The organism is Streptomyces sp. NPDC060000 (genome assembly GCF_042737375.1).
Taxonomy (GTDB): Bacteria; Actinomycetota; Actinomycetes; order Streptomycetales; family Streptomycetaceae; genus Streptomyces.
Map to the genome: position 1 here is coordinate 26,061 of NZ_JBHWUU010000018.1, position 18,624 is coordinate 44,684.

Below are 18,624 nucleotides of genomic sequence, written 5' to 3' on the forward strand. Positions count from 1 at the left end.
CAACCGGCACGTCTCCCGTAGCCACTCCCACGAGGAGGTGCCGTCATGACGGTCATGGAGCAGCGGGGCGCGTACCGGCCGACTCCGCCGCCGGCCTGGCAGCCCCGTACCGACCCCGCGCCGCTGCTGCCCGACGCGGAGCCGTACCGCGTCCTCGGCACCGACGCGGCCGCGCAGGCCGACCCGGAGCTGCTGCGCCGGCTGTACGCCCAGCTGGTGCGTGGCCGCCGCTACAACGTCCAGGCCACCGCGCTCACCAAGCAGGGCAGACTCGCCGTCTACCCCTCCAGCACGGGCCAGGAGGCCTGTGAGGTCGCCGCCGCGCTCGCCCTCCAGGAGCGGGACTGGCTCTTCCCCAGCTACCGCGACACCCTCGCCGTCGTCGCCCGCGGGGTGGATCCCGTCGAGGCCCTCACCCTGCTGCGCGGCGACTGGCACACCGGCTACGACCCCTACGAGCACCGTGTCGCGCCGCTGTCCACGCCGCTCGCCACGCAGCTCCCGCACGCCGTGGGCCTCGCGCACGCCGCCCGCCTCAAGGGCGACGACGTGGTCGCGCTCGCCATGGTCGGCGACGGCGGCACCAGCGAGGGCGACTTCCACGAGGCGCTGAACTTCGCGGCCGTCTGGCAGGCCCCGGTCGTCTTCCTGGTGCAGAACAACGGCTTCGCGATCTCCGTACCGCTCGCCAAGCAGACCGCCGCCCCCTCGCTGGCCCACAAGGCCGTCGGGTACGGCATGCCGGGCCGCCTGGTCGACGGCAACGACGCGGCCGCCGTGCACGAGGTGCTGGCCGACGCCGTACGGCACGCGCGTGAGGGCGGCGGCCCCACCCTGGTGGAGGCGGTGACCTACCGCATCGAGGCCCACACCAACGCAGACGACGCCACCCGCTACCGCGGCGACGCCGAGGTCGAGACCTGGCGTGAACACGACCCCATCCAGCTGCTGGAGCGCGAACTCACCGCGCGCGGGTTGCTCGACGAGGACGCCAAGCGCTCCGCGCGGGACGCCGCCGAGGCGATGGCCGCCGACCTGCGCGCCCGCATGAACCAGGACGCGGTGCTCGACCCCATGGAGCTGTTCTCCCACGTGTACGCCGAACCGACGCCCCAACTGCGCGAACAGCGCGACCTGTTGCGGGCCGAGCTCGAGGCCGAGCAGGAAGGCGCGCACTGATGACCACTGTCGCCCTCAAGCCCGCCACCATGGCGCAGGCCCTCACGCGCGCGCTCCGGGACGCGATGGCCGCCGACCCGGCCGTGCACGTCCTGGGCGAGGACGTGGGCACCCTGGGCGGCGTCTTCCGGATCACCGACGGGCTCGCCGCGGAGTTCGGCGAGGACCGCTGCACGGACACCCCGCTCGCCGAGGCGGGCATCCTCGGCACGGCCGTCGGCATGGCGATGTACGGACTGCGGCCGGTCGTGGAGATGCAGTTCGACGCCTTCGCCTACCCGGCGTTCGAGCAGCTCATCAGCCATGTGGCCCGCATGCGCAACCGCACCCGCGGCCGCATGCCCCTGCCGATCACCGTCCGGGTGCCCTACGGCGGCGGGATCGGCGGCGTAGAGCACCACAGCGACTCCTCCGAGGCGTACTACATGGCGACCCCGGGTCTGCATGTCGTCACGCCCGCCACGGTCGCCGACGCCTACGGTCTGCTGCGCGCCGCCATCGCCTCCGACGACCCGGTCGTCGTCCTCGAACCCAAGCGCCTGTACTGGTCCAAGGACTCCTGGAATCCGGAGGACCCGCAGAGCGTCGAACCGATCGGCCGCGCGGTCGTGCGGCGCTCGGGCCGCAGCGCGACACTCATCACCTACGGGCCGTCGGTCCCGGTCTGCCTCGAAGCCGCCGAGGCGGCGCGCGCCGAGGGCTGGGACCTCGAGGTCGTCGACCTGCGTTCCCTGGTGCCCTTCGACGACGAGACGGTCTGCGCCTCGGTACGGCGGACCGGCCGCGCCATCGTCGTGCACGAGTCGGGCTCCTTCGGCGGCCCGGGCGGCGAGATCGCGGCCCGTGTCACCGAGCGCTGCTTCCACCACCTGGAGGCACCGGTGCTGCGCGTCGCCGGGTTCGACCTCCCGTATCCGCCGCCGATGCTGGAGCGCCACCATCTGCCCGGCGTCGACCGCATCCTCGACACCGTGGCCCGGTTGCAGTGGGAGGCCGAGAACTGATGGCACAGGTGCTGGAGTTCAAGCTCCCCGACCTCGGGGAGGGACTCACCGAGGCGGAGATCGTCCGCTGGCTGGTCCAGGTCGGCGATGTCGTCGCCGTCGACCAGCCGGTCGTCGAGGTCGAGACGGCCAAGGCGATGGTCGAGGTGCCCTGCCCCTACGGCGGCGTGGTCACCGCCCGATTCGGCGAGGAGGGCACCGAACTGCCTGTCGGTGCCCCGCTGATCACGGTCGCGGTCGGCACGCCGGCCTCCGGTGGTCCGGCCTCCGGTGGTCCGGCCGCTCCCCTCGAGGGCTCGGGCAACGTACTCGTCGGATACGGCACCTCGGAGGCACCCGCGCGCAGGCGCCGGGTCCGTTCGGTGCGGCCGGAACCCGCCGCTTCCGTGACCGTCGACGCGGCGGTACCGGCAGCCCCGGTGACCCCGGCGGCCCCCGCCTCTGCGGCGACTCCAGACGGGGTGTCGGGCGGGCCCGTCCCCGTGATCTCCCCGCTGGTGCGCAGGCTCGCCCGGGAGAACGGCCTGGACCTGCGGGAGCTCACCGGCTCCGGGCCCGAGGGGCTGATCCTGCGGGCGGACGTGGAGAGCGCGCTGCGGGTGGCCGTGCCTCGAGAACAGGCGGCACAGGCAGCACAGGCGGTCCAGGCGGTACAGCAGACGGCCGGATCTTCCGCCCTCGCCGGAGGCCGCCGCGTTCCCCTCAAGGGCGTCCGGGGCGCAGTCGCCGACAAGCTCTCCCGCAGTCGGCGCGAGATTCCGGACGCGACCTGCTGGGTGGACGCCGACGCGACGGAACTGATGCGGGCCCGGGCCGCGATGAACGCGTCCGGCATGCCGAAGATCTCCCTCCTCGCGCTGCTCGCCCGCATCTGCACCGCGGCGCTGGCCCGTTTCCCGGAACTCAACTCCACCGTCGACCTGGCCGCCCGGGAGATCGTCCAGTTCGACCAGGTCCATCTCGGCTTCGCCGCGCAGACCGAGCGGGGACTCGTCGTGCCCGTCGTCCGCGACGCCCAGGCCCGGGACGCCGAGGGACTCACCGCGGAGTTCGCCCGGCTCACCGAGGCGGGCCGGGACGGTCGCCTCACCCCCGGTGACCTGACCGGCGGCACCTTCACGCTGAACAACTACGGAGTGTTCGGCGTCGACGGCTCCACGCCGATCATCAACCACCCCGAGGCGGCGATGCTCGGCGTCGGCCGCATCATTCCCAAGCCCTGGGTGCACGAGGGCGAGCTGGCGGTGCGCCAGGTCGTCCAGCTCTCGCTCACCTTCGACCACCGGGTGTGCGACGGAGGAACGGCGGGCGGCTTCCTGCGCTACGTGGCGGACTGCGTGGAGCAGCCGGCGGTGCTGCTGCGCACACTGTGATCGCGCGCGCCTCGCCGTTCACCCCGTTTCCCGTGATCGGGCGGGCACGCATCCCCGGGGCGGCCCGCATACTCGGGGGGTGACCTCGAACGAGCCCGCCGCCCACGACGCCGTTGTGCTCGCCGGTGGCGGCGCCCGCCGGCTCGGCGGCGCCGACAAGCCTGGGGTGCGGGTGGGCGGGCGCGCGCTGCTCGACCGGGTGCTCGGCGCCTGCGCCGACGCGCGGACCACGGTCGTCGTCGCCGCGCCCCGCCCCACCGCGCGGCCCGTGTGCTGGGCACGGGAGGACCCGCCCGGCGCGGGGCCTGTCGCCGCGCTCGACGCCGGATTGCGCCGGACCGCGGCGGACGACGTTCTCGTCCTCTCCGCCGACCTGCCCTTCCTCGCGGCGGACACCGTGCGGCGGCTGCTGACCACCCTGCGCGCCGACCGAGCCGAGGGTGTGCTGCTCACCGACGCCGACGGCCGCGACCAGCCGCTCGTCGCCGCGTACCGCACGGCCGCCCTGCGCCGCGAACTGGCCGCGCTCGCCGCGGACCGAGGCGGCCTCACAGGGCTGCCGCTGCGCCGGCTGACCGCCGGACTCGACCTCACCCGCGTCCCCGACCCGGTCGCGTCGTTCGACTGCGACACCTGGGACGACATCGCCGCCGCCAGGGCACGCATCAGGGAGCATGGCCACGTGTTGGATGAATGGATTTCCGCAGTCAAGGACGAACTGGGCATCGACCTCGACGTCGACACCGGCGTTCTCCTCGATCTCGCTCGCGACGCCGCCCACGGCGTGGCCAGGCCGGCGGCCCCGCTGACCACCTTCCTGGTCGGCTACGCGGCCGCGCAGGCCCGGGGAGGCCCCGAAGCCGTCGCCGAGGCCGCCCGCAGGGCCGCCGCGCTGGCGCTGCGCTGGGCGGCGGAAGCCGGGCAGGAGGAAGGCGCGCAGAAGACCGCGCAGGAGAAGACCGCGCAGGAGAAGGCCACGCAGGAGAAGGCCACGCAGGCGAAGACCGCGCAGGAGAAGGCCGGGCAGGCGAAGGGCGCTGAGCCCGGCGACTCCGGAGCGGACGCCGGATGACCGCCCGGGGCACCGGCCAGGGTCTCGAGGCCGAGGATCTCGACGTCGAGGAGGCACTCGCCCTCGTGAAGGACGGCAACGGCACCGCCCGTCCGACCGGCGGACACGGCCACGCCCCACGTGAGGGCAACGGCACCCCGTCCTCCGCCTCCCCATCCTCCCAGAGAACCGGTCCTCGAGAGGGCGCTGCGCAGCACCGCCATGCGGCGACACCCTGGCCCGAGGCCCGGAAGATCGCCGCCCGCGCCGCCCGTTCCGGCGCCGCCCGCCGCGTCCCCGTCTCCGTGACCCTCGGCGACGCTCTCGGCCTCGTCCTGGCCGCCCCGCTGACCGCCCTCACCGACCTGCCCTCCTTCGACACCTCGGCGATGGACGGATGGGCGGTCGCCGGTCCCGGTCCCTGGCGCGTACGCGAAGAGGGCGTGCTGGCCGGGAGCGCGGCGCCCGCGCCTCTGGCCGACGGCGAGGCAGTACGGATCGCCACCGGCGCCCGGATCCCCCCGGACACCACCGCGGTACTGCGCAGCGAGCACGGCCGCACCGACGACAACGGCCGACTGCACCCGACCCGCGAGATGCAGCACGGCCAGGACATCCGTCCGCGCGGTCAGGAGTGCCGCAGTGGCGATCAGCTGCTGCGTGCCGGGGCGGTGGTGACCCCGGCCGTGCTCGGCCTCGCCGCCGCCGCCGGATACGACACGCTGGCCGCCGTGCCCCGCCCCCGGGTCGAGGTGCTCGTCCTCGGCGACGAACTGCTCACCGAGGGCCGCCCGCACGACGGCCTCATCCGGGACGCGCTCGGCCCGATGCTGCCCCCGTGGCTGCGGTCGCTGGGCGCCGAGGTCACCGCCGTACGCAGGCTCGGCGACGATGCGAAAGTCCTGCACAAGGCCATCACCGCGTCCGGTGCCGATCTCATCGTCACCACCGGGGGGACCGCCTCGGGGCCCGTCGACCACGTGCACCCCACCCTGCGCCGCATCGACGCCGAGCTCCTCGTCGACGGCGTCAAGGTACGTCCCGGCCACCCCATGCTGCTGGCCCGCGTCAAGGACGACCAGCATCTCGTCGGCCTGCCCGGCAACCCCCTTGCGGCCGTCTCCGGTCTGCTCACGCTCGCCGAGCCGCTGCTGCGCATCCTCGCCGCCCGCCCGGCCCCCGAGTCGTACGCGCTGCCGTTGCGGCAAGCGGTGCATGGGCATCCCTACGACACCCGGCTCATCCCGGTCGTCCTGCGGGGGGACCATGCCGTGCCGCTGCACTACAACGGCCCGGCCATGCTGCGGGGCATCGCGGCGGCCGACGCCCTCGCCGTCGTACCGCCGGGTGGCGCACGGGCGGGTCAGGAGACCGAACTCCTCGATCTGCCGTGGGCAACGGCCGGGGTCGACGCCTGTTTCACGTGAAACAGTCCTGATTCACCCGTGTTTCACGTGAAACGGTCTCCGCCTCTCCACTCTGCCCTTCCCTCTGTTTCACGTGAAACACCGTCATGCCTGATCGGCGGCGGCCGGAACGGCGCGGCTGACCGTGATCACGCGGTCCCCCAGTCGCAGACGGGCGAGCCGGGGGTCGGTGTAGTCCAGCAGTTCCGTGCCCCGGACGACGGCCACGACCAGGTCCGCGCAACTGCGTGGCGCCGCCCCGACCTCCGCTTTGCTGACGGGGCGCTCGATGAGGTCGAGGCCGCGGCCGAGGGTCATCAGGTTCTCCAGGGTCCTGGCCACGGTCGGGCTGACCATCGAGACGCCGAGCAGCCGACCGGCGGAGCTGGAGCTGGTGATCACGGTGTCCGCACCGCTCTGCTTGAGCAGCGGTACGTTCTCGTCCTCCCGGGCGGCGACAACGATCGTCGCGCGCCGGTTCATCTGGCGGGCGGTGAGGGTGACCAGGGCGGCCGTTTCGTCGAGTTGCGGGGAGACGATCACTCTGGAGGCGTTCTGGACCTCTGCCTTGAGGAGAGTCTCCGAGCGGGTGGCGTCCCCGGTCACGCACACCAGTCCGTCGTCGCCGGCGGCGAGCGCGGCCTTGCGCTGTGCGTCCACGATCACGATCCGGTCCTTGGCAATGCCCTGCCCGACGAGGGTCTCCACCGCGTGGCGGCCCTTCGTGCCGTATCCGACGACCACGATGTGGTTGCTGGTGCGGGCCCGCCAGCGGTGGACGCGGACCTGCTGGCGGGTGCGCTCGGTGAGCACCTCCAGGGTGGTGCCGACCAGGATGATCAGGAACACCACACGCAGCGGTGTGATGACGAGGATGTTGACGAGCCGGGCCGTGTCACTGACCGGGGTGATGTCGCCGTAGCCGGTGGTGGAGAGCGTGACGGTGGCGTAGTAGGCGGCGTCGAGAAGGCCGACGGAGCCGTCCGAGTTGTCGCTGTAGCCGTCATGGTCGGCGTAGACGATCAGCGTGGTGACGGCCAGCACCAGCAGGCCCATGGCGAGGCGCCGCAGCACCTGCTGGAGCGGGGGGACTCCGATGCGCATGGGCATCGTGATGGAACGGCCCGCCTCGGCGTCGTCCCGGGCTTCGGTGCGCGAGCGGTACCAGAGGGACCTGAAGAGGGAGAGTCTGGCCGGGCGGGCCGGCTGTCGTTCGTCGTCCTTCATCGTGTGCCCCCTGTGGCGGTGATCCGATCGGTGGGCACCATGGTTCCCGGCGGGTTCGCGCCCGCCGTGAAGCAACACGTGTCCATGAGGCCACGAATGTCCACGCGTCCACGGATATTCACGAGCCCCCAGATGTTCATGATCCCGGAGGTCCCCTTGCGCGACCACACTGTCGTCGTCGGCTTCGGTACGAAGGGCCGGTCCGCGATTCGGACGGCCTGCGCGGCGGGCCTGCGCAAGGAGCAGGTCGTGGTGATCGACCCCAGTGCGAAGGTGATCGACGCGGCGACGGCCGAGGGTTACGAGGGTGTGGTGGGGGATGCCACGCGCAGTGACGTGCTGCGGCGGGCCGAGGTGCAGCGGGCGGGGCGGATCGTCATCGCGACCCAGCGCGACGACACCGCCGTGCTCGTGGCGCTCACGGCCCGCCAGCTCAACCCGGAGGCGAAGATCGTGGCGGCGGTCCGCGAGGAGGAGAACGCACCGCTGCTCAGGCAGTCCGGCGCCGACGAGGTCATCACCAGCGCCGGTGCGGCCGGCCGACTGCTCGGCATGTCCGCGCTCAGCCCGGCGGCGGGCAGGGTCATGGAGGACCTCATCCAGCAGGGAGACGGGCTCGACCTCGTAGAACGGACCGTGACCAGGGCCGAGGCGGGCCGCGCGCCGCGCGAGACGGACGACCTGGTGGTGAGCGTCGTACGGGGGCACCGCGTCCTCGCCTACGACGACCCGGCGATCGGCGTGCTGGAGCCGACGGACCGGGTGGTCACGATCGTGCGGGTGGGTCCGGCCCGCGACCGGGCCCCCCTCGGCACACCCGGCATGCCCGGCGTCCCGCCGCTCCCCCCGGCCTGAGGAACACGGCCGGAGGTGGGCGGGCAGCTCGACGGTGCACGTCCGGCCGGCACCGCTCGCGCCGGATGTCTTCACTTGACCCGCAGTCTCCTGGGCGGGAGTGATGGGGACGGGAGCGGTGGGGACGGGAGGAGTGAGGAGTAGCGTCCCCCTCATGCATGCGATCACGATTCCCGAACCTGGTGGTCCCGAGGCGCTGGTGTGGGACGAGGTCCCCGATCCCGTACCCGGCGAGGGCGAGGTCCTGGTCGAGGTGGTGGCCAGCGCCGTCAACCGCGCCGACATCCTTCAGCGGCAGGGCTTCTACGACCCGCCGCCCGGCGCCTCCCGGTACCCCGGCCTGGAGTGCTCCGGCCGGATCGCGGCGGTCGGCCCCGGTGTCTCCGGCTGGGCCGTCGGCGACGAGGTGTGCGCGCTGCTCGCGGGCGGCGGATACGCCGAGAAGGTCGCCGTGCCGGCCGGTCAGCTGCTGCCCGTGCCGGAGAGCGTCGATCTCCGGCAGGCCGCCGCGCTCCCCGAGGTGACCAGCACCGTCTGGTCGAACGTCTTCATGATCGCCCACCTTCGCCCCGGTGAGACGCTGCTCGTGCACGGCGGTTCCAGCGGTATCGGCACCATGGCGATCCAGCTGGCCAAGGCCGTCGGCGCCAGAGTCGCCGTCACCGCGGGCACCAAGGAGAAGCTGGAGCAGTGCGCCGAGCTGGGCGCGGACATCCTGATCAACTACCGCGAGCAGGACTTCGTCGCCGAGCTGAAGCAGGCCACGGACGGCGCGGGCGCCGACGTCATCCTCGACAACATGGGCGCGAAGTACCTGGACCGCAATGTGCAGGCGCTCGCCGTCAACGGCCGTCTCGCGATCATCGGTATGCAGGGCGGGGCCAAGGCCGAACTGAACATCGGCGCGCTCCTCGGCAAGCGCGCCGCGATCAGCGCGACCTCGCTGCGGGCCCGCCCCCTGGAGGAGAAGACGGCCATCGTGGCGGCCGTACGCGAACACGTCTGGCCGCTGCTGGCCGCCGGTCACGTCCGCCCCGTCGTCGACCGCGAGGTCCCGATGAGCGACGCTGCCGCCGCCCACCGGCACGTCGAGGCCAGCGGCCACGTCGGCAAGGTGCTGCTGGTCACGTCGGAGAGCACCCTCTAGGACAGGCCTTGGTCGCGGCACCGGCACGGCCGGCGCGGCACCGGCACGGCCGGCGCGGCACCGGGACGGCCGGTGCGGCGCGGCACCGGGACGGCCGGACACCTCCTGAGGCACCGGCGTTGGGCCTAGGCACGGCGCAGCCGCAGGGCGGCGAGGGCGAGGGCGATGCCGAGGCCGATGAGGACGAGACCGCTGCCGAGCGGCAGGATGTGCAGCACGGGGGCGTCGGACCGCGCTCCCTGTCCCGCGGCCTGCCGCACGGTGTCCCGTGGCGCCGTCGGGGGCACGGGAGCGGCGGCCTCCGGAGACTCGGGCGCCGCGGTGTCGTCGGAGCTGTCGCCGGTCGCCTCGTCCGCGTCCTCACCCGTGCTGTCCTCCTCCTCCGTGTCCTGCCCCTCCTCCTGGGCTTCCTCGTCGGCGCGATCGCCCACCCGTCCGGGCCGCAGCCGTCCCTCGCCGGCCCGGCTTCCGGCCCGGTCCGGCTCGGGGGAGGAGGGGGCCGGGGTGGCGGACGCGGACACCGGCACGGCGGCGAGCGACACGACGGCCGCATACGCCGAGACGCCCCCGTAGGGCAGCACGAGAAGGCCCAGCACGCCCACCCCGGTCCCCACGCCGACCCGCATCGCGCACAACGCCTGCTGCCATGGAGTCACGTCCGTGACCCCCTCCCGGTGCCCAGTCGCCAAGAAAAGACGCGACAAGCCTCACATCGGTAACCAGTCGCCGCATTCCGGACTCCGCCGAACGGAAACAGTGGATCACCTATTACGGGGGGTGCCACGGTGGTGAGGCGGGGGTGTGCGAGAGAATGGCGGCATGGAGATGCCGAGGAACGAAAGGTCGCCGGAGAACGCCCAGAAGATCCTGGTCGTAGGTCAGGACGGCATGGCGCTCGGTGACATCGACGCTGACGACGACTCCCGTGAGATCCCGGTGACCGAGCAGGTCGAGCAGCCGGCGAAGGTCATGCGGATCGGCAGCATGATCAAGCAGCTGCTCGAGGAGGTGCGCGCGGCTCCGCTGGACGAGGCGAGCCGGGTCCGGTTGAAGGAGATCCACTCGAGCTCGGTGAAGGAGCTGGAGGACGGTCTGGCGCCGGAGCTGGTCGAGGAACTGGAGCGGCTGTCCCTGCCGTTCAACGAGGACTCGACCCCGAGCGACGCGGAACTGCGCATCGCGCAGGCCCAGTTGGTCGGCTGGCTGGAGGGCCTTTTCCATGGCATCCAGACCACGCTCTTCGCTCAGCAGATGGCGGCGCGTGCCCAGTTGGAGCAGATGCGCCGGGCGCTGCCGCCGGGAGTGAGCATGGAGGGCGCAGACGACCCGCGCGCGGGCGGCCGTTCGGGCGGGCCGTACCTCTAGAGCCGTAGACCCGTACCCGTACTCATACCCATGGCCGTACAGGAGAAGGGCCCGGCGTTCGGCGCCGGGCCCTTTCCCCTTCTCATGACTGGCGTCAGGCGGTCACGACGTCGGGTTGCCCGAGGAGACCTTGATCTCGATCTCGGGCATGTCCCCCGGGTCGACGTCCGTCCCGGCGGAGGGGAACTGGTCCATGACCGCCCCGTCGCCGTAGGTGTTCTCGTCCACCTTGGTGATCTTGTACTGCCAGCCGGCGGCCTGGAAGCACTCCTTGACCGAGTCGATGTACTTGAACTTGAAGTTCGGCACCCTGATCTTGTCGGGGTCGTTGTACGACTCCTGCGGCTCGGAGCACTCCGTCGACTCGATCGTCTTGGAGGTGTCCGGCCCGCGGTAGTCCGCCGCCTTCGTCGCCGCCGGCGAGGAACTGGAGCTACCGGCCTTGTCGTCGTTGCTGCTGCCGCCGTTCAGGGTGAGGCTGGCGATGAGGCCGCCGACCACCACCACGGCGACGACGGCCGCGCCGATGAGCACCGCCTTGCTGTTGTTGCGGCCCCCGCCGCCCCCCGAGGACACCGCGGTGGACGGCTGCGGGCCGAGGTTGTACGCGGGCGGGGTGTGCGGGGCCTGCTGGTGGCCGTAGGCCGGAGCGGGCGTCTGGTAGCCGCCCTGCTGCGGGTAGCCGTAGGAGGGCGGCGTCGGGGTGCCGTACGGGTTCGGGGTCGGGGCGGGCTGGTACGGCGTCTGGACGCCGGCCTGGGGCGGCGGGGTGCTCTGACCGACCGGCGGGAACACCGCGGAACCGACGCCCGCGCCGCTCGACGTCGGCGCGCCCGGCACGATGCTCGGCGGGGCCGGCTGGAAGGAGGCGGCGACGCGCAGGCACTCGTCGCGCATGGCGACGGCGGTCGGAAAGCGCTCGTTCGGGTTCTTCTTCAGCGCGCGCGCGATCAGCGCGTCGACGGCCGGCGGCAGCGCCCGGTTGATCGAGGAGGGAGCCACCGGCTCCTCCTGCACGTGCGCGTACGCGATCGCAAGCGGTGAATCCGCTTCGAACGGAAGCCGTCCGGTGACCAGTTGGAACAGCATGATGCCGACCGAGTACAGGTCGGACCGGGCGTCCACCGCCCGCCCCAGGGCCTGTTCGGGCGAGAGGTACTGCGGGGTGCCGACGACCATGCCGGTCTGCGTCATCGAGGTGACACCGGACTGCATCGCGCGGGCGATGCCGAAGTCCATCACCTTGACCACGCCGCGCTTGGTCATCATCACGTTGCCGGGCTTGATGTCGCGGTGGACGAGCCCCATCTCGTGGCTGATCTCCAGCGCGGCCAGCACGTCCGCGGTGATCTTCAGGGCCTTGTCGGCGGGCATCGCGCCCTGCTGCCGTACGTCCTCGTCGAGCACCGAGCCGAGCGGGCGGCCCTCGATGTACTCCATGACGATGTACGGAGTCGTCAGGCCCTCGACGTCGTCCTCGCCGGTGTCGAAGACGGAGACGATGTTGGTGTGCGTGAGCTTGGCCACGGCCTGGGCCTCGCGGCGGAAACGCTCGCGGAAGGCCTGCTCGCGGCCGAGTTCGGTGTGCAGGGTCTTCACCGCGACCTGACGGTCGAGCACGGCGTCGTAGGCGAGGTGCACCGAGGCCATTCCGCCCTCGCCGAGCAAGTCGCGCAGCTGATAGCGGCCGGCGGCGAGCGCCCGCCCCGCGTACCGGCCCTGCGCGCCGTCCTGGCTCATCTTCTGCGTCCCCCGTAGGCCCTCAGGCGCCGTATGACTGTGTTGATCGACAGTGCTATTCGGGCCAAGTCTGCCGTAGGGCACTGACACGTCAAGCTCGGTGCCCGTTCCGTGACCCTACGAGAAAGAAGCGTCGCGGAAGCGTTACAGGTGCCGTACGGCCGGTACACAGAATTTGCACGTCGGCACGGAGTACGGGTTTGATGACCGGTCCGTCCCGGACCGGCGTCCGGGCCCGTCCCGGGCGATGTTCCGGGGATCGTCCCGGGCCGGAGGCTTGCGCGGAGGCTGTAGCGTGGCCGACGGAGACCGTAACAACACCGCGCGCACCGCGGGCAGAAACGACGGCGAGGACTGATGGCACAGCAGCGCGCTCAGGGCCCGTCCGACCCCGAGGCGACTGGCGGCGGTATGTCAGACGCGCCGGAGAACTGGGGCAACGGCGGGCTGGTTGGGGACGGCCGATACCGGCTGACCCGCAGACTCGGCCGAGGTGGCATGGCCGAGGTGTTCGCGGCCGAGGACGTACGTCTCGGACGAACCGTCGCGGTCAAGCTGCTGCGCGCCGACCTGGCCGAGGACCCGGTGTCCAAGGCCCGCTTCACGCGTGAGGCCCAGTCGGTGGCCGGCCTCAACCATCATTCGATCGTCGCCGTGTACGACTCCGGCGAGGACTTCGTGGGCGGCCAGAGCGTGCCGTACATCGTGATGGAGATCGTCGAGGGGCGCACGATCCGCGACCTGCTCCTCAACGCCGAGGCCCCGGGCCCCGAGCAGGCCCTGATCATCACCTCGGGCGTGCTGGAGGCGCTCGCCTACTCGCACCAGCACGGCATCGTGCACCGTGACATCAAGCCGGCGAACGTGATCATCACGCACAACGGCGCGGTCAAGGTGATGGACTTCGGCATCGCGCGCGCCCTGCACGGCGCGTCCACGACGATGACGCAGACCGGCATGGTCATGGGCACCCCGCAGTACCTCTCCCCGGAGCAGGCGCTCGGCAAGGCCGTCGACCACCGCTCCGACCTGTACGCGACGGGCTGCCTGCTGTACGAACTTCTCGCCCTGCGGCCCCCGTTCACCGGGGAGACGCCGCTGTCGGTGGTCTACCAGCACGTGCAGGACATCCCGGTGCCGCCGTCGCAGACCTCGGACGGGGAGTGCCCGCCGGAGCTCGACGGTCTCGTCATGCGGTCCCTGGCCAAGGATCCGGACGACCGGTTCCAGACGGCGGAGGAGATGCGCGGCCTCGTCCAGTACGGGCTGCAGATGCTGTACGACCAGGGTGGCCACACCGGCACCTGGAACACCGGCCCGGTCGGCGCGCAGGACGGTCGCGGTGCGGCCGCCGGCGGCTTCGCGAGCACGACCGTGCTGCCGCACGGCGCCGACGGTTCCAGCACCTCGCAGATCCCGCAGCCGATCCTGCCCACCGGTTACGGCGGCGGTGACGAAGGCGGTTTCGAGGGGCACGGCAACAGGGGCAGCGGTCGCGGCAAGCTGTGGATCCTCGCCGTCTTCGCGGTGATCGCCATCGCGGCGGGCGTCGCGCTCGCGCTGAACGGCCAGGGCAAGGGCAGCGGCGACGCCGGCACCTCGCCGTCGCCGTCCACCTCGCAGTCTGCGCCGGAGGCCAGCACCAGCGCGACGCCGACCGACGAGCCGAGCGACACGTCCACGGAGGAAAACCCGGACGACACCTCCGGGTCGAACTCCGATTCGAACTGGACGCCCACGTACTCGCCCTCGTCCAAGCCGTCGTACTCCTCCTCCCCGTCGGCCAGCAGTGAGCCGAGCGACGAGGAGACGGCGACCCAGCCGTCGGACGAGCCGACCGACACGCAGTCGTCCGACCCGGGGACGGACGGCGGAACCGGCGAGACGGGCGGCACCACGAGCGGTGCGGACCAGGGTGGCACCACGCTCGGCAGCATCGGCTGACCGACCGGCGTACGCCACGAATCGCCACATGCGCGCGTGCGGCCCGTGACCGGGCCCCACGCGCGCGTGTGTGTTCTGGCGCGGCTCAGGTCAGTCCGTGAACGCCCCGCACACCTCGTCGTACTCCCGGGTCCACCACACGGCGAGGGCCGAGCCCGCCGGGAACTGGGAGTCCGCGCGGGTGTCGCCGCGCTCGTAGTGCCAGCGCAGCATCCAGAAGTCGTTGAGGCGCTCCCACCACACCCGGTGCACGGCCGCCGCGAGTTCGACGGGCGTGGCCCCGGCCGCGCGCCGGTACGCGCGTGCGTACTCCCTGGCCTTCGGCAGGTCGAGGGTGCCGTCGGGACGGACGAAGAAGATCGCGGCGGCGCGGACGGCCTCCTCGGCCCGGGGCTGCAGCCCCAGCCGGTCCCAGTCGACGATGGCGGCGGGAGCGTCCCCGCGGTAGAGCAGGTTGAAGGGGTGGAAGTCCCCGTGCACCCAGCCGACCGGGCCGCTGTGCGGGGGACGCCGGTCCGCGTGTCGTTCCAGCAGAGTGCGCCGCTCCAGAAGGCGGTGGCGGGCGAGTTCGTCGAAGGAGTCGGCGGGGCGGTGGCGGCGCACGCGCGCGAGCAGGGCGTCGATGAGGACGAAGGTGTCGGCGGGGTCGGGGCTGGGGGCGGGGACGGTGCTCTCGGCGGGGGCAATGGCCTCGACGGGGGTGGCGAGCCCGGCAGCGGTGGCGTGCTCGGCAGGGACGGCAGGATCGTGCTCGGCGTGCTCGGCTGGATCGGTGGTTCCGGCCGGGGTGGTGTGCCGGGTCGGAGCGGTGGTTCCGGCGCGGGTGACGTGCTGGGGCGGTGTCTCTGTCGGCGGCGGTGTCGGTGTGGTGCGGTGCGCCGGTTCGCGCGCCGGTGGCACGCCGTCTCCACGCCCCGAGCCGTCCGCACGCCCACGGGATACGCGCTCACCCCGCGCGAGGGCCACCTGGTCCCCGCGTCTGGGGGCCGGGCGCTCGCCCTGCGCCCGCATCACGTGCTCCAGGCTGGCGTGCACCACCCCCAGCAGCGCTCCCAGGCGGCCGCACTGGCCGGGGGTGAGCTGGGCGCCGTGGCGGTGGCGGCCGTCGATCCAGGGGTGCAGGGCGTAGGCGTGGCCGCCGACGACGGCGACCGTGCGTCCGTCGCGGCCGGGCAGCGGCGGAGCGACCGGGACGCCGAGGTCGGCCAGGCGCTCGGTGGCCCGGTGCTGGCGGGCGATGGAGGCGGGGTCGGCGGTGTCCGGGTCGAAGTGGTGCTTGAGGAAGTAGCGGCCTCGAGTGGTGCGTAGCCGGTAGCCGCGGTTCAGCAGCCCCTCGTCGACGGGCTCGCAGGCGAGCGCGGTGCCGGCGGTGTACCGGCGGAGCAGGGCGCCCAGAGGGGGCGCGTGGAGCATGGAGGGGGGTACACAGGAGCGCGGCACGCCCCGATGCTAGGGCACGCCCAGGCGCCGTGAGCTGGGCGTTGTCACAGAAAGTCACTGAAGGTCAATCAAGGTCAACAGGTGTCACAGGTGATCGCTTCAGGTCGCCCCAGGAGTGTGTACGGTCACGAACCGCGGGCCACGCGCACGTGGACCGGGTCGAAGCGGACCGCGCCGCCGATGGACCGGGGCGCCGGCCGGCGAGCTCGGTTTCCGCGCCGGTGGGTTCCCCGCCCGACACCCTCCCGGCGACCCCATCCCCCTCCACGGGCAGCGTCTCGTGGTCCCCCGCGCCGGACGATCTCAGGGTCGGCGAGTGGAAAAACAGTGATTTCTCATGCTTCGCGCACTCGTTCAGTCTCACCTACTGACTCTTCCCGTGGACCGGGTGGCCGGGATAACGTGCCGTTGCTCCGGCCTCCTGCAAGGCTGTGACCAGGCTCTCTCCCGACTTTGCCGATTTACTTGGAAATCCAAGCAAAAACGCAGGTCAAGAGGGGTTTCACAGAAATGTGAAGCACTGGGTAACGTGATGACCGCAGGGCGCTCGCCGGGGCACCTGTCACACCTGTTCCGACCGAGTGACACCCACCCCGTGCACGGGTGCCGGAAACAGGTGAGCCGCACTGGTACCCGGCAACCCCGGGGGCCGGACCGACGGAGGAGCACACGTGACCGTGGAGAGCACTGCCGCGCGCAAGCCGCGACGCAGCGCCGGAAGCAAGGCCGGCACCACCGGCACCGAGCGCACCACCCGCACCACCGCCAGGAAGGCCGCCGAGCCCGAGCTCGTGCAGCTGCTGACGCCGGAGGGCAAGCGGGTCAAGAACGCGAAGAACGCCGAGTACGCCAAGTACGTCGCCGATGTCACCCCCGAGGAGCTCCGCGGCCTCTACCGCGACATGGTGCTCACCCGCCGTTTCGACGCTGAGGCCACCGCCCTCCAGCGTCAGGGCGAGCTGGGTCTGTGGGCCTCGCTGCTCGGCCAGGAGGCCGCCCAGATCGGCTCCGGCCGGGCCCTGCGCGACGACGACTACGTCTTCCCCACCTACCGCGAGCACGGCGTCGCCTGGTGCCGCGGGGTCGACCCGACCAATCTGCTCGGCATGTTCCGGGGGGTGAACAACGGCGGCTGGGACCCCAACGGCAACAACTTCCACCTCTACACGATCGTCATCGGCTCCCAGACGCTGCACGCCACGGGCTACGCGATGGGTGTCGCCAAGGACGGCGCGGACAGCGCGGTGATCGCCTACTTCGGTGACGGCGCCAGCAGCCAGGGCGACGTCGCGGAGTCCTTCACGTTCTCCGCGGTCTACAACGCGCCGGTCGTGTTCTTCTGCCAGAACAACCAGTGGGCGATCTCGGAGCCCACCGAGAAGCAGTCCCGCGTGCCCCTCTACCAGCGCGCGCAGGGCTACGGCTTCCCGGGCGTCCGCGTCGACGGCAACGACGTCCTGGCCTGCCTCGCGGTCACCAGGTGGGCGCTGGACCGGGCCCGCGACGGTGCCGGACCCACCCTCGTCGAGGCGTACACGTACCGCATGGGCGCCCACACCACCTCCGACGACCCGACGAAGTACCGGGCCGACGAGGAGCGCGAGGCCTGGGAGGCCAAGGACCCGATTTTGCGCCTTCGCCGCTTCCTGGAGGCGTCAAACCACACGGACGAGGGATTCTTCGCGGAACTCGAGGCGGAGAGCGAGGCGTTGGGCAGACGAGTGCGCGAAGCGGTCCGCGCCATGCCGGACCCGGACCGTTTCGCCATCTTCGAGAACGTGTACGCGGACGGACACGCGCTCGTCGACGAGGAGCGGGCCCAGTTCGCCGCCTACCAGGCATCGTTCGCGACGGAATCTGACAGCGGCCTCGCCGCGGGTTCGGGGGGAAACTGACATGGCGGAGAGTGTGACGTCCAAGAACCTGGCCCTGGCCAAGGCGATCAACGAGTCGCTGCGCCGGGCCCTGGAGGAGGACCCCAAAGTCCTGATCATGGGTGAGGACGTCGGCAAGCTCGGCGGCGTCTTCCGGGTCACGGACGGCCTGCACAAGGACTTCGGCGAGAGCCGTGTCATCGACACCCCGCTCGCCGAGTCCGGCATCGTGGGCACCGCGATCGGACTGGCCCTGCGCGGCTACCGACCGGTGGTGGAGATCCAGTTCGACGGCTTCGTCTTCCCGGCCTACGACCAGATCGTCACGCAGCTCGCGAAGATGCACGCGCGCTCGCTCGGCAAGGTCAAGCTGCCGGTCGTCGTCCGCATCCCCTACGGCGGCGGCATCGGCGCGGTCGAACACCACTCGGAGTCGCCCGAGGCCCTCTTCGCGCATGTGTCCGGCCTGAAGATCGTCTCCCCGTCCAATGCGTCCGACGCGTACTGGATGATGCAGCAGGCCATCCAGAGCGACGACCCGGTGATCTTCTTCGAGCCGAAGCGGCGCTACTGGGACAAGGGCGAGGTCAACACCGAGGCGATCCCCGGCCCCCTGCACAAGGCCCGGGTGGTCCGCCAGGGCACGGACCTGACGCTCGTCGCCTACGGTCCGATGGTGAAGCTCTGCCAGGAGGTCGCCGCCGCGGCCGCCGAGGAGGGCAAGAACCTGGAGGTCCTGGACCTGCGATCGGTGTCCCCGCTGGACTTCGACTCGATCCAGACGTCGGTGGAGAAGACCCGCCGCCTGGTCGTGGTCCACGAGGCGCCGGTGTTCTTCGGCTCCGGCGCGGAGATCGCCGCCCGGATCACCGAGCGCTGCTTCTACCACCTGGAGGCCCCGGTGCTCAGGGTCGGCGGCTATCACGCCCCGTACCCGCCGGCCCGCCTGGAGGAGGAGTACCTGCCTGGCCTGGACCGGGTGCTCGACGCCGTCGACCGTGCCCTGGCGTACTGAGGAG

General features: G+C 72.0%; 14 protein-coding genes and 1 pseudogene. 11 read left to right on the forward strand and 4 right to left on the reverse strand.

Features of this window, described 5'->3' with window-relative positions; translation table 11 throughout:
* Window positions 1-45 precede the first annotated feature (45 nt).
* The 5 genes from pdhA (ACFWBB_RS12280) to ACFWBB_RS12300 all read left to right on the forward strand — a co-directional run bounded on the left by pdhA (ACFWBB_RS12280) (window position 46) and on the right by ACFWBB_RS12300 (window position 6,034).
* A complete protein-coding gene (gene pdhA / locus ACFWBB_RS12280) occupies window positions 46-1,179 on the forward strand; it encodes a pyruvate dehydrogenase (acetyl-transferring) E1 component subunit alpha (protein WP_385269870.1) in 1,134 nt (377 codons plus the stop codon).
* Window positions 1,179-2,183, forward strand: a complete 1,005-nt coding sequence (locus ACFWBB_RS12285) for an alpha-ketoacid dehydrogenase subunit beta (protein ID WP_385269872.1) — start codon at window positions 1,179-1,181, stop codon at window positions 2,181-2,183. The genes pdhA (ACFWBB_RS12280) and ACFWBB_RS12285 overlap by 1 nt, the downstream gene beginning before the upstream one ends.
* Window positions 2,183-3,556 carry a dihydrolipoamide acetyltransferase family protein gene (locus tag ACFWBB_RS12290; RefSeq protein WP_385269873.1) on the forward strand — a complete coding sequence of 458 codons (1,374 nt, stop codon included), beginning with the start codon at window positions 2,183-2,185 and terminating at the stop codon, window positions 3,554-3,556. Before ACFWBB_RS12285 ends, ACFWBB_RS12290 begins: the two co-directional genes overlap by 1 nt.
* A 79-nt stretch (window positions 3,557-3,635) precedes the next feature.
* The gene (locus ACFWBB_RS12295) at window positions 3,636-4,628 is read left to right on the forward strand and encodes an NTP transferase domain-containing protein (RefSeq protein ID WP_385269875.1); all 993 of its coding nucleotides are present in this window, start codon (window positions 3,636-3,638) and stop codon (window positions 4,626-4,628) included.
* Window positions 4,625-6,034: a molybdopterin molybdotransferase MoeA gene (locus ACFWBB_RS12300; RefSeq protein ID WP_385269877.1), complete on the forward strand. Its 1,410-nt coding sequence runs from the start codon at window positions 4,625-4,627 to the stop codon at window positions 6,032-6,034. Before ACFWBB_RS12295 ends, ACFWBB_RS12300 begins: the two co-directional genes overlap by 4 nt.
* Window positions 6,035-6,118: 84 nt before the next feature.
* On the opposite strand, the gene ACFWBB_RS12305 is transcribed toward ACFWBB_RS12300, so the two are convergent.
* Entirely contained in the window at window positions 6,119-7,240 is a 1,122-nt protein-coding gene (locus ACFWBB_RS12305; RefSeq protein ID WP_385269879.1) for a potassium channel family protein, read from the reverse strand.
* A 156-nt stretch (window positions 7,241-7,396) separates the two neighbouring features.
* Here ACFWBB_RS12305 and ACFWBB_RS12310 point away from each other — a divergent pair.
* A pseudogene (locus ACFWBB_RS12310) lies at window positions 7,397-8,095 on the forward strand (potassium channel family protein); the annotation flags it as partial.
* 154 nt (window positions 8,096-8,249) lie between these two features.
* Window positions 8,250-9,242 (forward strand): NAD(P)H-quinone oxidoreductase, encoded by a 993-nt coding sequence (locus tag ACFWBB_RS12315; protein ID WP_385269881.1) that lies wholly within the window; start codon window positions 8,250-8,252, stop codon window positions 9,240-9,242.
* Between the two features lie 125 nt (window positions 9,243-9,367).
* On the opposite strand, the gene ACFWBB_RS12320 is transcribed toward ACFWBB_RS12315, so the two are convergent.
* Window positions 9,368-9,898, reverse strand: coding sequence for a hypothetical protein (locus ACFWBB_RS12320; protein WP_385269883.1), 531 nt, complete (start codon window positions 9,896-9,898; stop codon window positions 9,368-9,370).
* 163 nt (window positions 9,899-10,061) lie between these two features.
* Here ACFWBB_RS12320 and ACFWBB_RS12325 point away from each other — a divergent pair, with 163 nt between their 5' ends.
* Window positions 10,062-10,607 (forward strand): bacterial proteasome activator family protein, encoded by a 546-nt coding sequence (locus tag ACFWBB_RS12325; RefSeq protein WP_385269885.1) that lies wholly within the window; start codon window positions 10,062-10,064, stop codon window positions 10,605-10,607.
* A gap of 102 nt (window positions 10,608-10,709) precedes the next feature.
* Here ACFWBB_RS12325 and ACFWBB_RS12330 read toward each other — a convergent pair whose 3' ends face one another.
* A complete protein-coding gene (locus ACFWBB_RS12330; protein ID WP_385269887.1) occupies window positions 10,710-12,347 on the reverse strand; it encodes a protein kinase in 1,638 nt (545 codons plus the stop codon).
* Between the two features lie 357 nt (window positions 12,348-12,704).
* Between ACFWBB_RS12330 and ACFWBB_RS12335 the strand changes: the two genes are divergently transcribed.
* Window positions 12,705-14,291, forward strand: a complete 1,587-nt coding sequence (locus tag ACFWBB_RS12335; RefSeq protein ID WP_385269889.1) for a protein kinase — start codon at window positions 12,705-12,707, stop codon at window positions 14,289-14,291.
* Window positions 14,292-14,381: 90 nt separating this feature from the next.
* Here the strand turns inward: ACFWBB_RS12335 and ACFWBB_RS12340 are convergent, their stop codons facing one another.
* Complete coding sequence (locus tag ACFWBB_RS12340) at window positions 14,382-15,704, reverse strand: phosphotransferase (protein WP_385269891.1); 1,323 nt, start codon at window positions 15,702-15,704, stop codon at window positions 14,382-14,384.
* 698 nt (window positions 15,705-16,402) lie between these two features.
* Here ACFWBB_RS12340 and pdhA (ACFWBB_RS12345) point away from each other — a divergent pair.
* Window positions 16,403-17,626 carry a pyruvate dehydrogenase (acetyl-transferring) E1 component subunit alpha gene (gene pdhA, locus ACFWBB_RS12345; protein WP_385269893.1) on the forward strand — a complete coding sequence of 408 codons (1,224 nt, stop codon included), beginning with the start codon at window positions 16,403-16,405 and terminating at the stop codon, window positions 17,624-17,626.
* 1 nt (window position 17,627) lies between these two features.
* Window positions 17,628-18,620 carry an alpha-ketoacid dehydrogenase subunit beta gene (locus tag ACFWBB_RS12350; protein ID WP_385269895.1) on the forward strand — a complete coding sequence of 331 codons (993 nt, stop codon included), beginning with the start codon at window positions 17,628-17,630 and terminating at the stop codon, window positions 18,618-18,620.
* Window positions 18,621-18,624: the final 4 nt, after the last annotated feature.

Coding starts and splice junctions, on each gene's coding strand:
- ACFWBB_RS12350 (WP_385269895.1), top strand. CDS start 17,628: ATGGCGGAGAGTGTGACGTCCAAGAACCTGGCCCTGGCCAAGGCGATC.
- ACFWBB_RS12315 (WP_385269881.1), top strand. CDS start 8,250: ATGCATGCGATCACGATTCCCGAACCTGGTGGTCCCGAGGCGCTGGTG.
- ACFWBB_RS12325 (WP_385269885.1), top strand. CDS start 10,062: ATGGAGATGCCGAGGAACGAAAGGTCGCCGGAGAACGCCCAGAAGATC.
- ACFWBB_RS12305 (WP_385269879.1), bottom strand. CDS start 7,240: ATGAAGGACGACGAACGACAGCCGGCCCGCCCGGCCAGACTCTCCCTC.
- ACFWBB_RS12340 (WP_385269891.1), bottom strand. CDS start 15,704: ATGCTCCACGCGCCCCCTCTGGGCGCCCTGCTCCGCCGGTACACCGCC.
- ACFWBB_RS12285 (WP_385269872.1), top strand. CDS start 1,179: ATGACCACTGTCGCCCTCAAGCCCGCCACCATGGCGCAGGCCCTCACG.
- ACFWBB_RS12330 (WP_385269887.1), bottom strand. CDS start 12,347: ATGAGCCAGGACGGCGCGCAGGGCCGGTACGCGGGGCGGGCGCTCGCC.
- ACFWBB_RS12300 (WP_385269877.1), top strand. CDS start 4,625: ATGACCGCCCGGGGCACCGGCCAGGGTCTCGAGGCCGAGGATCTCGAC.
- pdhA (WP_385269870.1), top strand. CDS start 46: ATGACGGTCATGGAGCAGCGGGGCGCGTACCGGCCGACTCCGCCGCCG.
- ACFWBB_RS12290 (WP_385269873.1), top strand. CDS start 2,183: ATGGCACAGGTGCTGGAGTTCAAGCTCCCCGACCTCGGGGAGGGACTC.
- ACFWBB_RS12335 (WP_385269889.1), top strand. CDS start 12,705: ATGGCACAGCAGCGCGCTCAGGGCCCGTCCGACCCCGAGGCGACTGGC.